This is a genomic window from Actinokineospora sp. NPDC004072, assembly GCF_053604195.1.
This window is the reverse complement of sequence record NZ_JBSGHB010000017.1, coordinates 1-12,976: the sequence shown is the minus strand read 5'-3', so window position 1 is coordinate 12,976 and position 12,976 is coordinate 1. Positions and strand designations below refer to the sequence as shown.

The window sequence follows — 12,976 nt, the reverse complement described above, 5'->3', positions numbered from 1 at the left end:
GAGCGGTCCGATAGAGTGGGACGCATGCCGAGGAAGCCGAGTCCCGACGCGCGGGAGCGCATCCTGGATGTCGCCACCCGGCTGTTCACCGCGCACGGCGTGCACGCTGTGGGGATGCAGCAGGTGATCGACGAGTTCGGCTGCGGGAAGAACCTGCTCTACCGCGAGTTCGCCAGCAAGGATGAGCTGATCGTGGCTTATCTCACGCGGTGCAGGGACAGCTGGGCGTGTATGTACGAGCGCGCGGGCGAGGGCCGCGCCGACGACCCGGCCGGCCACCTGGTCGCGCTGGTCGCCGAGACCGCGGCGACGGTCATGGAGCCGGACTACCGCGGCTGCCCCATCCACAACACCCACGCCGAGTTCCCCGACCCGGACCACCCGGCCCACCAGGTCGCCGCCGAGCACTTCGCCGACCTGCGCGCCCGCCTCCTCACCCTGGCCACGCGCGCCGGAGCCGCCGACCCGCAGACCCTGGCCGACCGCATCCTGCTGATCATCGAGGGCATCTACACCAACGGCATGTCCCAGGGCCCCCGCGGGGCCGCCCACGCCGCCCCCGCCTTCGCCACCGAAGTCATCCGCGCCGCCATCCCGACCGCGATCACGAGCTGACGGCCACTACGAACGACCACCCATGTGGCGCACACGCCTGGCGTCCGGTGAGCGCTGCAAGGTCCACGGGCGCTCGGAAGGCCCGCCAACCGATCAGCAAGCGACAGCCCGGGCAACCTCGCCTGGAGCTCAGCGGCCCCGGCCGTCGAGGTACTCCGCCAGGAGGCGGTCCAGCGGCACCGGGCCGGACGCGCCCTCGACCGCCAGCGGCGCCGGGAACGCCTCCCAGCCCGCGATCCGCGCGGTGACCGGCGCTGACCCCGGGCCGCGGCGCGACGGCGGCGGCAGGGCGGCCGCCTGCTTGCCGACCGGTTCGTAGACCGGGTGCACGGCGGTGCCGTGGATGGAGATCGCCAGCGTGGGGTCGATCAGCCAGCCGCGCAGCTCGCCCGGGCGCTCCACCAGCTCGTAGCGCACGGCGTAGCCGCCGGGGAGGGACTGGCGCTGGGCGCGGGGCAGCTTCTCGGCGTGCTCGACCGGCAGCGGGGCAGGCAGGACCGAGGCGGCGTAGGCGGCGACGGCGAACTCGCGCACCGCCCGGTCGATCCGGGCGACGCGGTCGTGGTCGACGGACTCGGCTTCCCGTCGCTGCAGCTCGTAGCGGGTCAACAGGTGCGCGTGGCGCGAACCCGGGTCCAGCGGCGCGTCCGCACCCATCGGCATGGTGCGCATCGTACTTCCACCCGAACAGCGGATTGCCCACCCGGCGCGCAGAAATGATCTTGCCCAATGCGAAATTTTGCCCCGTGATCGTATTCGGCTCGCTACAGTGGGTGGTGTCCGCCCTGCACGACGATTGGGGACGTCAATGACTGGGGCAACCACCACTCCCGAGCACACCGAGCCGAGCTTCCGCCTGCCGCTGCCGCGGCGGTTCTTCCAGCGCGACACGCCGTTCGACCCGCCTGCCGCGCTGTGCGAGCAGGCGGGGAAGGCGCGGGTCGCGGAGGTGTTCAGCGACAAGGGCAAATCCGTCTGGCTGGTCACCGGGCACGCCGAGGCGCGCGCGGTGCTCAGCGACACCCGGTTCAGCTCCGACATGCGCAAGCTCGTCGGCACGATGGAAGAGCTGACCGAGGAGCAGCGCGCCAGCCTGGTGTCGGAGGAGTCCTCGGCGGGCTCCTTCATCTCGATGGACCCGCCCGACCACACCCGCTACCGCAAGCTGCTCACCGGGCAGTTCACCGTCCGCAGGATGCGGATGCTCGAACCGCGCATCGCCGAAATCGTCGACGAGCGCATCGACGCGATGCTCGCCGCGGGCACGAGCGCCGACCTGGTGCCCGCGTTCGCCCTGCCGGTGCCGTCGCTGGTGATCTGCGAGCTGCTCGGCGTGCCCTACGGCCACCGGGCGGAGTTCCAGGAGGCCACCGCCGACCTGCTGCGGCTCGACGTGCCGATCGATGAGGCGCTGCGGGTCCGCGACCGGCTGCAGGACTTCATGCGCGACCTGGTCCGGCGCAAGCGGCGCGAGCCTGCCGACGACCTGCTCTCCGGGCTGATCGCCGACGGCGACCTGACCGACCACGAGCTGGTCAACATCGCCAACCTGCTGCTCATCGCCGGGCACGAGACGACGGCGAACATGCTCGCCCTGGGCACGTTCGCGCTGCTGGAGCACCCCGACCAGCTGGCCGCGCTGCGGGCCGACCCCGGCCTGGCCGACCGCGCGGTCGAGGAGCTGCTGCGGCATCTGTCGATCATCCACGCCGGACCGTCCCGGGTCGCCACCGAGGACATCGAGGTGGGCGGCGTGCTGATCCCGAAGGGGGCCAGCGTGATGATCTCGGTCCCGACCGCCAACCGCGACGCCGGGCACTGGGCGGAGGGGACCGCGCTCAAGCTCGACCGCGAGCGCGGCCCGCACCTGGCCTTCGGCCACGGCGTGCACCAGTGCCTGGGCCAGCAGCTGGCCCGGGTGGAGATGACCATCGGCTTCACCAAGCTGCTGGCCAGGCTGCCCGGCCTGCGGCTGGCGGTGCCCGCCGAGGAGGTGCCGCTGCGCACCGACATGGCGATCTACGGCGTGCACTCGCTGCCGGTCGCCTGGGACGCGCCGTGACCGTGCGGGCCGACACCTCGGTGTGCATCGGGGCGGGGCTGTGCGCCCTGCGCGCGCCGCGGGTGTTCGACCAGGACGAGGCCGACGGCACGGTGGTGCTGCTGGGCCAGCCCGCCGAGGCCGATCTTCCCGCGGTGCGGGAGGCGGTGGACCAGTGCCCCTCGGGGGCCATTGAAATGGCCGGGGATTGACCTACGATCCCCGGCGTGGAACCCGGTGGAGGCCTGCGCGAGCGGAAGAAGGCGGCGACCAGGCAGGCGCTGCACGAGGCCGCCGTCGCCCTGACGCTCGCGCACGGCCTCGACCGGGTCACCGTGGAGGCCATCGCCGACGCCGCGATGGTCTCCCGGCGGACCTTCTCCAACTACTTCGGCGGCAAGGAGCAGGCGCTCCTCTACGACGACCGCCGCCGGATGGCCCGGCTGGTGGCGATGGTCCGCGACCGGCCTGCCGCCGACTCGCCGTGGCAGGCGCTCACCGCCGCGGCGCTGGAGCTGTGCGCGGAGTTCGGCGACCCCGAGCGGCTGGCCAGGATGCGCGCCCTGGGCAAGCACCCGGCGCTGCTGGCGGAGCGGATCGCCATGTTCGCCGCCGTCGAGCTGGACCTGGCCGACGCCGTGGCCGCCCGGATGCCGGAGGCGGGCCCGCGCGCCCCGCGCCTGCTGGCCGCGGCGTTCCTCGCCGCGCTGCGGGTGGCCAGCCACCTGTGGGAGGACGACCCGGACGGCAGCCAGCTCACCCCGCTGGTCGCCGACGTGCTCGCCCGCATGGCGGGCCCTTTCGACTGACGTCCGGTTAGGACTCGAACCGGCTCGGGTCACCGGCGCCGCGGCGCAGGATCTCCGGCTCGTCGGTGGAGAAGTCGACCACGGTGGTGGGCTCGGTGCCGCAGTCGCCGGAGTCCACCACGGCGTCGAGCACGTGGTCGAGCGCCTCCTTGATCTCCCAGCCCTGGGTCATCGGCTCGGCCTCGCCGGGCAGCAGCAGGGTGCTGGAGAGCATCGGCTCGCCCAGCTCGGCCAGCAGCGCCTGGGCCACCGGGTGCTGCGGGATGCGGGCGCCGACCGTGCGCTTCTTCGGGTGCAGCAGCCGCCGCGGCACCTCCTTGGTGGCGGGCAGGATGAAGGTGTAGCTGCCCGGGGTGGCGGCCTTGATCGCGCGGAAGACGGTGTTGCCCACGTGGGCGAACTGGCCGAGCTGGGCGAAGTCGCGGCACATGAGGGTGAAGTGGTGGCGGTCGTCGAGCCTGCGGATCTCCCGGATGCGGTCGATGCCGTCCTTGTTGTCCAGCGCGCAGCCCAGCGCGTAGCAGGAGTCGGTCGGGTAGGCGATCAGGCCGTCGGCGCGCAGCAGGTCGACCAGCTGGCCGATCGCGCGCCGCTGGGGGTTGTCCGGATGCACGTCGAAGTACTTGGCCATGCACGGAGCTTACGGAGCATTACCCGAACGTGCCGCATCCCGGTCTTGACCACTACCCGGAGTTGATCAAACTAGGCGGTTCGGGTGGGACCGCGACATCCTATCCGGCGACTACTGGCCCGACCTGCCCGCTGCTAGCTTCGCCAAGGTCAACCGGCGACGTGCCAAATCGGACTGAAGCGGAGACCGGCGAATGGCCCTCGATGTGCGCCCCAGCGCCCCTGATGTGCTGAACCGCGGCCGCGCGCTGTTCGACCCGGCGCTGCGCGCCGCCGTCGACAGCCTCCCCACCACCATGCGCCGCGTCGCGGGCTACCACTTCGGCTGGTGGGACGCCGACGGCACCCCGCTCGACGCCGACCACGGCAAGGCCATCCGCCCGACGATGACCCTCTGCGCCGCCACCGCCGTCGGCGGCGCCGAAGCCGACGCGGTGCCCGCCGCCGTGGCCATCGAACTGGTCCACAACTTCACCCTCCTCCACGACGACGTCATGGACCAGGACCGCTCCCGCAGGCACCGCCCCACCGCCTGGTGCGTCTTCGGCCCCGGCCAAGCCATCCTCGCAGGCGACGCGCTGCTCACCCTGGCCTTCGAGGTCCTCGCCGACAGCGGCCACCCCGCCTTCCGCTCAGCCGCGGTAGCGCTGTCGCAGGCCGTGCTCGCAGTGCAGGAGGGCCAGGCCGCCGACCTGTCCTTCGAGACGCGGACCGATGTGACGCTGGCCGAGTGCGTGCGGATGGCGCAGCAGAAGACCGCCGCCCTGCTGGGGTGCGCAACGGAGCTGGGGGCGCTGTTCGGGGGCGGGAGCGCGGAGCAGGTGGCCCAGCTGCGGATCTTCGGGGAGGAGATCGGGCTGGTGTTCCAGCTGGTGGATGATCTGCTGGGGATCTGGGGCGATGCCGCGGTCACCGGGAAGCCGGTGCATTCGGACCTGATGAGCCGGAAGAAGTCGCTGCCGGTGGTGGCGGCGCTTGCCGGGCAGACGGCTGCTGCCGGGCGGCTGGCGGAGCTGTACCTGGCGAGCGGGGTGCTGTCTGCGGCGGATGCTGCTCGGGCGGCTGAGCTCGTGGAGGCGGCTGGGGGGCGGGAGTGGTGTCGGGGGGAGGTTGTTGAGCTGCATGGGCGGGCTGGGGTGGCGTTGTGGGAGGGGGCGGTGGATGAGCGGGGGGCTGTGGAGTTGGCTGTGTTGGCGGAGATGATTGCTTGTCGGGATCGGTGAGTGGGGGTCGGCTCGCCTGCGGCGTTGCGCGTGGTGAAGAGCGCCCTCGCCGGGCGGGCAGGTCTCCAGGATGGTGGCCGGACTTGCCTGCCATCCCGTCGACCTCCCGGAGGGTTACCACACCCAGGGCGGGGGCGCGGAGCGTGCGTTTTCGCGGTCTGGGTCCTGGCGGACCCATACCTGCAAGCTGCGGTTTGGTGGTGGGCCGCACCCCCGCCCTGGGTGTGGTAAGGCTGCGCCAGGTCGACGGGATGGCAGGCAAGTCCTGCTTGGGGGGCGTTCCCGGCAGAGTGCCAGCACAGTGGATCCCAGTTGAGTTGGGGGTTGCTTTGGCAGCCAGCCGCCGTTGAAGCAACGTCACCACCACCAGAACGCAACGCGCCTGGCGTTGTCTGTCCGATGGGGTGAACCCGCATTCGTGGGGAGCGAAGCGCCGCTAAACTTGCTCGGGCGTGAACGGGCTCCGCCCGCTTCACCGCTCTTCACGCCCAGCGGCGCTTCGCTTAGGGGCCCCGCGAATGCGGGTTCACCCCATCGGACCCCCCAAGCACATCGCGCACCCCCGCATGGCCCACCTCCCATGTCGCCCCCGCATCGCCCACCGCAGGCGAACGCGCGCTCAACCGTTCAGCAGAGCCGTATCTGCAACCTGCTCAAACGACACAACCCCACCCTCCACCCGCCACACATGCGCAAACCGAGCCACCACCGACCGCCCGCCCCGCACCCCCCGGTACTCCCCCAACGCCACCACCACATCCCCACCATCCACAACAGACTCCACCACAGCCTCGAACGACTCCCACTCAGCCCCGATCCGCTCGAACACCCCAGCCCGCACGGCATCCGGACCGACGTACACCCCCGCATACTCCGACCCGGCAGCCTCCACCCACCGCGACTCCTCGCTCAGCGGGGCCAGCATCCCGGCCAGATCACCCCGCTCGGAAGCGGCGTAGTGCGCGCGGACGGTCTCAAGCAAGCTCATCTCTACCCTTTCACCGGAACTGCGATCCGGGCGACGGCGGTGGCCACCGCGCCGGGATCGGGTGGGCATTCGACGGGGACAGCGTCCACCCGCACCCCGTCCCCCGCCAATGCGGCGGCGCGGACCATCGCGGCCACGCCGCCTGATGCGGCGGCGCGTTGGGGCAGGTGCGGGCAGTCGGTGTGGACGGCGACGATGTGGCCGCCGCGGCCGCGCATCGCGCGCAGGCCCGCGCGGACGCCGTAGAAGGCGCTGTCGAGCTGGGCGGCGAGGACGATGTGCCATTCGTCGTCGGTGACCTGGGTGGGGTCGACCAGGACGGCGGGGCAGCCGACGTCGGCGGTGACGACCAGCAGGTCGAGCCTGCCGTAGTGCTCGACCACCGCGGCGACGGCGTCGTCGACCTGCACGGGGTCGGCGGCGTCGGCGTGGACGGCCATGCCGCGGCAGAGGGCGCTGCCGGTCAGCTCCACCGAGGTGGAGTCGCCGTCGAGGACGGCCACCCGGACACCGAGGGCGTCGAGGCGGTGCGCGACCGCCGCCCCGACCCCCACCCCGCCCCCGGTGACCAGGGCGACCGCGGTCACGACGCGCCGAACCGGGGTGCGGCGAGGTCGGTGACGGCGACGTGCACGGCCCGCAGGTCGCTGTAGAAGTCGATGCTGTGGGCGCCGCCCTCGCGGCCCACGCCGCTGGCCTTGATGCCGCCGAACGGGGTGCGCAGGTCGCGGACGTTGTGGGAGTTCACCCAGACCATGCCCGCCTGCACCGCCCTGGCCACCCGGTGGCCGCGGGCGAGGTCGCCGGTCCAGACGTAGCCCGCCAGGCCGTAGCGGGTGGCGTTGGCCAGGGCGACGGCCTCCTCCTCGGTGTCGAACGGCGTCACGCACACCACCGGGCCGAAGATCTCCTCCTGGAAGATCCGCGCGTCCGGCGGCACGTCGGCGAACACCGTCGGGGCCAGGTAGGTGCCGCTGTCCAGGCCCTCGGGCCTGCCGCCGCCGGCCACCAGGCGCGCCTCGCGCTTGCCGATCTCGACGTACTCCATCACCCGCGCGTGGTGCTCGGCGTGGATCAGCGCGCCGACCTCGGTGTCGGGGTCCGACGGCGGCCCGACCCGCACGGCGGCGGCGCGGGCGGCCAGGCGCCGCACGAACTCCTCGTACACCTCCCGCTGCACCAGCACCCGCGAGCTGGCGGTGCAGCGCTCGCCGTTGAGGGAGAACACCCCGAACACCGCGGCGTCGAGGGCGCGGTCGAGGTCGGCGTCGGCGAAGACCAGGCACGGGGACTTGCCGCCCAGCTCCATCGACACCTCCTTGAGGTGCTCGGCCGCCGCGCGCATGATGATCTGGCCGGTGGCGCTCTCCCCGGTGAACGACAGCCGCGGCACGTCCGGGTGCGCGACCAGCGCCGCGCCCGCCTCCTCGCCGATGCCGTGCACGAGGTTGAACACCCCGTCGGGCACCCCCGCCTCGGCCATGATCGACGGCAGCAGGCTCGCCGACAGCGGGGACCACTCCGCGGGCTTGAGCACCACCGTGCACCCGGCGGCCAGGCTGGGCGCGAGCTTCCACGTCTCCAGCATGAACGGGGTGTTCCACGGCGTGATCAGCCCGGCGACGCCCGCAGGCTGGCGGATGGCGTAGTTGACCTGGCGCGTGCCCTGGAGGAAGGCGTCCTCGTGCTGGGCGACGATGACGTCGGCGAAGTAGCGGAAGTTCTCCGCCGCCCGGTGCGCCTGGCCCTTGGCCTGGGTGATGGGCAGGCCGGTGTCGAAGCTCTCCAGCCGGGCCAGGGTGTCGGCGCGGTCCTCGATCGCCTCGGCGATGCGGACCAGGGTCCGGGCCCGCTCCCGGGCGGACAGGCCGGTCCACGCCCCGTCGTCGAAGGCCCGGCGGGCGGCGGCGACGGCCAGGTCGACGTCGGCGGCCTGGCCTGCCGCGCAGCGGGCGTACTCCGCGCCGGAGACCGGGTCGCCGACGCCGAAGGTCTCGCCGCCGACGCTGGGGACGTCCTTGCCGTCGATGTGGTGCAGCAGCTCGTGGGGGATGGTCATGACAGGGCTCCTGGGACGAGCAGGTCGGCGGCCTGGGCGCGCAGCGCGGCGATGCGCTCAAGACCGGCCGGGGTGGGGGCGATCAGCGGCGGGCGGACGTGCCCGGAGGCGATGACGCCGAGGTCGGCGAGCACGTGCTTGGCCGGGGCGGGGTTGGTCTCGACGAACAGCAGCTCGACCAGCGGGTGCAGGCGGTAGTGCAGGTCGATGGCGGCCTCGTGCTCGCCCGCGGTGTAGAGCTCGTACATGCGGGCGACGGCCGCGGGCGCGAGGTTGGCCAGGGCGCTGACGAAGCCGCAGCCGCCGATAGCCAACAGCGGCAGGCACAGCAGCTCGATGCCCGACCACATGAGGAAGTCCCGCCCGCACAGGTGCAGCACGTGCGAGAAGTGCTCGAAGTCCTTTGTGGTCTCCTTGATGCCGACGATGTTGTCGTGCGCCTTGCGCAACCGGAACACCGTCTCCGGGGCGATGTCCACGGCGGTGCGCGAGGGCACGTTGTAGACCACGATCGGCAGGTCCGGGTACTCCCGCGCGATGGTGCCGTACCAGCTGACCAGGGCCTCCTGGGTCGGCCGGGCGTAGTACGGGGTGATGACCAGCGCGATGTCGGCCCCGAGGTCGCGGGCCAGGCCGGTCAGCTCCAGCGTCTGGTCGAGGTCGGCCGAGCCGGTCCCGGGCAGGAACGGCAGCTCGTCGGCGGTCTCCTCGGCGACCACGCGCATGGCCGCGGCGCGCTCGGCGGTGCTCTGCGCGCCCGGCTCGCCGGTCGACCCGCCGAGGGAGATGCCGTGCGAGCCCGCCGCCCGCTGCCAGCGCACCAGCGCGCGCAGGCTGTCGGTGTCCAGCTCGCCGGACTCGGTGAACGGGGTGACCAGCGGGGCGATCGAGCCGCGCACGGCGGCGGGGTCGGATCGGAACTTCATTCGGTGGCTCCTGCTTCGTATTCCGCGCGCCGCGCCGGGCTGAGCGGGTACAGGCCGTCGATGGACTCGCCCGCGCCGACGCGGGCGAGGATGTACTGCTCCTCGCGCTCCTGGGCGAGCGCGTCCACCGCGACGGCGTCGGCGAGGTGGGCGGGGATCAGCAGCACGCCCTCGGCGTCGCCGACGAGCACGTCGCCGGGGCGCACCAGCACACCTGCGCAGGCGATGGCGTCGCCGACCGACCAGGGCACGTGCCTGCGGCCTAAGACCGCGGCGTGGCGCCCGCGGCTGTAGGCGGGCAGGTCGAGCTCGGCGAAGGCGGGGCTATCGCGCAGGCAGCCGTCGGTGACCACCCCGGCGGCCCCGCGGCGCAGGGCGCGCAGGGCCAGGATGTCGCCGAGGGTGCCAGCGCCGGGGTCCTCCCGGGCGTCGATGACCAGCACCTGGCCGGGGCCGATGGTCTCCACGGCCCGCTTCTGGGCGTTCATGCCGCCGCCGCGCTCGGCGAACTGGTCCTCGCGCAGCGGCAGGAACCGCAGCGTGTGCGCGGTGCCGACCATCCGCATGTCCGGGCGGGAGGGGATCAGGCCGGTGAGGAAGGTGTGGTCGAGCCCGCGCTTGCGCAGCTGGCTGGACAGGGTCGCGGTGGACACCCGGCGCAGGGCGGCCTCGGTCTCCGGCTTCAGCGGGCGGACCGCGGTGCCGAAGGCGCTGGCCCGCTCCTCGGGCCCCACCCGCGGCGGCACGGGCGGCTCGCCGTCCTCGCGGACGGTGTTGCGCAGCGGCTCGGTGTCGCCGACGGCCACCTCCACCACGTCGCCGGGGTGGACCACGGTCGCCCCGGCCGGGGTGCCGGTGAGGATGATGTCGCCGGGCTCCAGGGTGATGGTGGCGCTGAGGTCGGCGACCAGGTGGGCGAAGTCGAACAGCAGGTCGGCGGTGGAGGCATCCTGCACGAGCACGCCGTTGACCCAGGTGCGCAGGCGCAGGTCGGCCAGGTCGACCTGGGTCGGATCGATGAGCACCGGGCCGATCGGGGTGTAGCCGTCGGCGCCCTTGCTGCGCAGGTTCGACCCGCGGTCGGACCAGCGCAGGTCGTGCACGCCGAAGTCGTTGGCGGCGGCCAGGGCGCCGATGTAGGCGGCGGCGTCGGCGCGCGGCACCTGGTGCGCCCGCTTGCCGATGACCAGCGCGATCTCCCCCTCGAACGCCGACAGCTCGGTGCCGCGGGGGCGCACCAGGTCGCGCCCGGACCAGGACAGCGACGACGGCGGCTTGAGGAAGTACGACGGCTCGGCCGGGTACCGCCCGCGCTCGGCGGCGCGGGAGCGGTGGTTGAGGTGCACCGCGATGATCTTGGACGGGGCCAGGCCCAGCGGGTGGTTCATGGGCGCACCGGGAAATCCACGATGACCTGGCCGGTCCCGCTGCTGGGGAAGTAGTCGCACAGCTGCTCGCCGCGGCCGGTGTAGGCGTCCCAGCCGAGCATGCCGAACAGCATCGCGGTGTCGGCCATCGCGGCCTCGCCCGTGCAGCGCTCGTTGTAGGCGGGCAGCGCGGCCAGGAACTCCGCGATCCGGCCCTCCCGCCACTGGTCGAGCACAAGGCGGTCGGCCTGCTCGTTGAACGGGTCGCTGATGCGGTCGAGGAACTGGTGGGAGACCTCGTTGGGCGGGAACTGGTGCGACAGCGAGCCGCTGGCCAGGAACGCCACCTTGCGGTCGCTGCGCTCGACGGCGCGGAGCAGCGCCTCCCCCACCCGCCGGTTCTCCTCGATGGTCGAGTAGATGTTGCAGCCGACGGGGACCACGGCGAGGGGCTCCTCGGCGCGGTTCATGAAGTGCATCGGCACCAGCGTCGCGTACTCCAGGCCGAGGTCGCGCACGTCGTGGGCCATCGCCCGCTGCCCGCCCGCGACGATCTCCTCCACGATGCAGGCGGCCAGCTCGGGGCAGCCCGGGTAGTCGTACTCCAGGTCGCGGATGAAGTGCGGCAGCTCGTGGGAGGCGTAGCTGCCCTGGTGGCGGGCCTTGGCGTTGACGTGGAAGCCCATGCTGTTCATCCAGTGCGAGTCGGCCACCAGGAAGGTGTCCGCGCCGCGCTCGCGGGCGCGGCGGCCGACCTCGGCCAGGCCCAGCTCGGCGGGCCTGCGGATGCCGTGGTGCTTGCCCGGGTGGATGGACAGCCAGATCGACGGGACGTGGGTGATCTTGGCCGCCAGCACCAGCTCGCCCATGTGGGAACCTCCGGCTGACTACTCGGACGGCCCCGTGCGGGCCGCATGCCACAGGTCTAACAGGACGGTCTGCCACCACCGTTGACTCGGCGCGCACGGCCGTTGTCGGGCGGCGCACACGTGGTCGGACCATTACGAGCGGGCCACGGCGCTTGACGCGGCGGCCCGCGGGCGGCGAAGGTGCCTCACACGCGAAGGGAGGAGCGCATGGCCTACGCGCTGACCACCGCGGGCGTCCCCGCCGCCCAGCAGTTCGACGTCTGGGAGTCCGCCGTCTCCCAGACCTTCGTACCGCTCACCGCCTCCCCGGCCGCCCCCGGCCCCTTCCGCGGCCGCATCCGCGGCCAGGACCTGGGCAGCGTCGGCATCTACGAGGCCACGGCCGACCCGCACAGCATCCGCCGCACCGACCGCACCATCTCCCGCAACGACCCCGAGGTCTACAAGCTCAGCCTGCAGCTGCGCGGCACCGCCAAGCTCGGCCAGGACGGCCGCAAGGCCACCCTCGACCCGGGCGACTTCGCCATCTACGACACCACCCGCCCGTACACGATGGCCTTCGATGAGTTCGCCTCGACTTTGGTGCTGATGTTCCCGCGCGACATGCTGTGCCTGCCCGAGGGCCACGTCGCAGGCCTGACGGCGACCCGCTTCTCCGGCGACCAGGGCGTCAGCGGAATCGTGAGCACCACTCTCGTCCAACTGGCCCGAAACCTGGACGATCCTCAGGTCCACGGAAGCCTGCGCCTGGCGCGCAACCTGGTCGACCTGCTGGGGACGGCGCTGGCGGACCGCGCGGAGTACCAGGACGTGCCCGCGGAGTCGTCGCGGGCGGCGCTGCTGGTGAAGATCCGGTCCTTTGTGGAGGCCCATCTGGACGACCCGGGCCTCTCGCCAGGGGATATCGCGGCAGCGCACCACATCTCGACGCGGTATCTGCACAAGCTGTTCAGCGAGGCGGGGACTACGGTTTCGGCATATATCCGGCATCGGCGGCTGGAGCGGTGCGGGCAGGATCTGGCCGACCCGGCCAAGCAGCGGTTGTCGATCGGGGTGATCGGGGCGCGGTGGGGCCTCCCGGACGCCTCGTACCTGAGCCGGGCGTTCAAGACGGAGTACGGGATGTCGCCTAGTGAGTACCGGCGGAGGGGGAGCCAGCACCGGGGGTGAGGTGCTGGGACTTGGTGGCTCCGGTGGCTGGCGCGGGGGCTGCGGGCGCTGGTGCGGGGACTGCGGTGGCTGGGGCGGGCGAATGCGGCCGCTGGTGCGGGCGGGTGCGGCTTGTGGTGGTCGGGGGTGCGCAACTTTGGGTGGTGGGTCCGATGGGGTGAACTCGCATTCGCGGGGACCCCTAAGAGGGTGTCTCACGTGGGGAGTTTCTTGTAGCAGGTGAGGGCGGCTGCGAGGGTGAGGAGGCCGCAGTAGTTGTTGGGGTGGCGTTCGTGGCGG

At 72.5% G+C, this 12,976-nt stretch carries 14 protein-coding genes; 6 read left to right on the top strand and 8 right to left on the bottom strand.

Annotated features, from left to right (window positions below; all coding sequences use genetic code 11):
• The first annotated feature begins 24 nt into the window (after positions 1-24).
• Positions 25-615 carry a TetR/AcrR family transcriptional regulator gene (locus ACWEPX_RS24390; protein WP_451899548.1) on the top strand — a complete coding sequence of 197 codons (591 nt, stop codon included), beginning with the start codon at positions 25-27 and terminating at the stop codon, positions 613-615.
• A gap of 129 nt (positions 616-744) precedes the next feature.
• On the opposite strand, the gene ACWEPX_RS24385 is transcribed toward ACWEPX_RS24390, so the two are convergent.
• Positions 745-1,278: a hypothetical protein gene (locus ACWEPX_RS24385; RefSeq protein WP_451899547.1), complete on the bottom strand. Its 534-nt coding sequence runs from the start codon at positions 1,276-1,278 to the stop codon at positions 745-747.
• Between the two features lie 145 nt (positions 1,279-1,423).
• On the opposite strand from ACWEPX_RS24385, the gene ACWEPX_RS24380 reads away from it, so the two are divergent.
• The 3 genes from ACWEPX_RS24380 to ACWEPX_RS24370 are packed head-to-tail and all read left to right on the top strand — an operon-like array spanning position 1,424 to position 3,465.
• Positions 1,424-2,677, top strand: coding sequence for a cytochrome P450 (locus tag ACWEPX_RS24380; RefSeq protein ID WP_451899546.1), 1,254 nt, complete (start codon positions 1,424-1,426; stop codon positions 2,675-2,677).
• Positions 2,674-2,868, top strand: a complete 195-nt coding sequence (locus ACWEPX_RS24375; RefSeq protein ID WP_451899545.1) for a ferredoxin — start codon at positions 2,674-2,676, stop codon at positions 2,866-2,868. The genes ACWEPX_RS24380 and ACWEPX_RS24375 overlap by 4 nt, the downstream gene beginning before the upstream one ends.
• Before the next feature lie 15 nt (positions 2,869-2,883).
• On the top strand, positions 2,884-3,465 hold the full coding sequence (locus tag ACWEPX_RS24370) for a TetR/AcrR family transcriptional regulator (protein ID WP_451899544.1): 582 nt from the start codon (positions 2,884-2,886) through the stop codon (positions 3,463-3,465).
• A 7-nt stretch (positions 3,466-3,472) separates the two neighbouring features.
• On the opposite strand, the gene ACWEPX_RS24365 is transcribed toward ACWEPX_RS24370, so the two are convergent.
• Positions 3,473-4,096: an L-threonylcarbamoyladenylate synthase gene (locus ACWEPX_RS24365; protein ID WP_451899543.1), complete on the bottom strand. Its 624-nt coding sequence runs from the start codon at positions 4,094-4,096 to the stop codon at positions 3,473-3,475.
• 193 nt (positions 4,097-4,289) lie between these two features.
• On the opposite strand from ACWEPX_RS24365, the gene ACWEPX_RS24360 reads away from it, so the two are divergent.
• Positions 4,290-5,318, top strand: coding sequence for a family 2 encapsulin nanocompartment cargo protein polyprenyl transferase (locus ACWEPX_RS24360; protein WP_451899542.1), 1,029 nt, complete (start codon positions 4,290-4,292; stop codon positions 5,316-5,318).
• Positions 5,319-5,937: 619 nt separating this feature from the next.
• On the opposite strand, the gene ACWEPX_RS24355 is transcribed toward ACWEPX_RS24360, so the two are convergent.
• Genes ACWEPX_RS24355 through hpaD form a run of 6 tightly spaced genes read right to left on the bottom strand, consistent with a single transcriptional unit; the run spans position 5,938 to position 11,527 of the window.
• Positions 5,938-6,306, bottom strand: a complete 369-nt coding sequence (locus ACWEPX_RS24355; protein ID WP_451899541.1) for a nuclear transport factor 2 family protein — start codon at positions 6,304-6,306, stop codon at positions 5,938-5,940.
• Between the two features lie 2 nt (positions 6,307-6,308).
• A complete protein-coding gene (locus tag ACWEPX_RS24350; RefSeq protein ID WP_451899540.1) occupies positions 6,309-6,893 on the bottom strand; it encodes an SDR family NAD(P)-dependent oxidoreductase in 585 nt (194 codons plus the stop codon).
• Positions 6,890-8,365 carry a 5-carboxymethyl-2-hydroxymuconate semialdehyde dehydrogenase gene (gene hpaE / locus ACWEPX_RS24345; RefSeq protein ID WP_451899539.1) on the bottom strand — a complete coding sequence of 492 codons (1,476 nt, stop codon included), beginning with the start codon at positions 8,363-8,365 and terminating at the stop codon, positions 6,890-6,892. The genes ACWEPX_RS24350 and hpaE overlap by 4 nt, the downstream gene beginning before the upstream one ends.
• Complete coding sequence (dapA, locus tag ACWEPX_RS24340; protein WP_451899538.1) at positions 8,362-9,291, bottom strand: 4-hydroxy-tetrahydrodipicolinate synthase; 930 nt, start codon at positions 9,289-9,291, stop codon at positions 8,362-8,364. The genes hpaE and dapA overlap by 4 nt, the downstream gene beginning before the upstream one ends.
• Positions 9,288-10,679: a fumarylacetoacetate hydrolase family protein gene (locus ACWEPX_RS24335; RefSeq protein WP_451899537.1), complete on the bottom strand. Its 1,392-nt coding sequence runs from the start codon at positions 10,677-10,679 to the stop codon at positions 9,288-9,290. The genes dapA and ACWEPX_RS24335 overlap by 4 nt, the downstream gene beginning before the upstream one ends.
• Positions 10,676-11,527 carry a 3,4-dihydroxyphenylacetate 2,3-dioxygenase gene (gene hpaD / locus ACWEPX_RS24330; RefSeq protein ID WP_451899536.1) on the bottom strand — a complete coding sequence of 284 codons (852 nt, stop codon included), beginning with the start codon at positions 11,525-11,527 and terminating at the stop codon, positions 10,676-10,678. The genes ACWEPX_RS24335 and hpaD overlap by 4 nt, the downstream gene beginning before the upstream one ends.
• 207 nt (positions 11,528-11,734) lie before the next feature.
• On the opposite strand from hpaD, the gene ACWEPX_RS24325 reads away from it, so the two are divergent.
• On the top strand, positions 11,735-12,697 hold the full coding sequence (locus ACWEPX_RS24325) for an AraC-like ligand-binding domain-containing protein (RefSeq protein WP_451899535.1): 963 nt from the start codon (positions 11,735-11,737) through the stop codon (positions 12,695-12,697).
• The last annotated feature ends 279 nt before the right edge of the window (positions 12,698-12,976 follow it).

Coding starts and splice junctions, on each gene's coding strand:
- ACWEPX_RS24355 (WP_451899541.1), bottom strand. CDS start 6,306: ATGAGCTTGCTTGAGACCGTCCGCGCGCACTACGCCGCTTCCGAGCGG.
- ACWEPX_RS24385 (WP_451899547.1), bottom strand. CDS start 1,278: ATGCCGATGGGTGCGGACGCGCCGCTGGACCCGGGTTCGCGCCACGCG.
- ACWEPX_RS24380 (WP_451899546.1), top strand. CDS start 1,424: ATGACTGGGGCAACCACCACTCCCGAGCACACCGAGCCGAGCTTCCGC.
- ACWEPX_RS24335 (WP_451899537.1), bottom strand. CDS start 10,679: ATGAACCACCCGCTGGGCCTGGCCCCGTCCAAGATCATCGCGGTGCAC.
- ACWEPX_RS24365 (WP_451899543.1), bottom strand. CDS start 4,096: ATGGCCAAGTACTTCGACGTGCATCCGGACAACCCCCAGCGGCGCGCG.
- dapA (WP_451899538.1), bottom strand. CDS start 9,291: ATGAAGTTCCGATCCGACCCCGCCGCCGTGCGCGGCTCGATCGCCCCG.
- hpaD (WP_451899536.1), bottom strand. CDS start 11,527: ATGGGCGAGCTGGTGCTGGCGGCCAAGATCACCCACGTCCCGTCGATC.
- ACWEPX_RS24360 (WP_451899542.1), top strand. CDS start 4,290: ATGGCCCTCGATGTGCGCCCCAGCGCCCCTGATGTGCTGAACCGCGGC.
- ACWEPX_RS24390 (WP_451899548.1), top strand. CDS start 25: ATGCCGAGGAAGCCGAGTCCCGACGCGCGGGAGCGCATCCTGGATGTC.
- ACWEPX_RS24325 (WP_451899535.1), top strand. CDS start 11,735: ATGGCCTACGCGCTGACCACCGCGGGCGTCCCCGCCGCCCAGCAGTTC.
- hpaE (WP_451899539.1), bottom strand. CDS start 8,365: ATGACCATCCCCCACGAGCTGCTGCACCACATCGACGGCAAGGACGTC.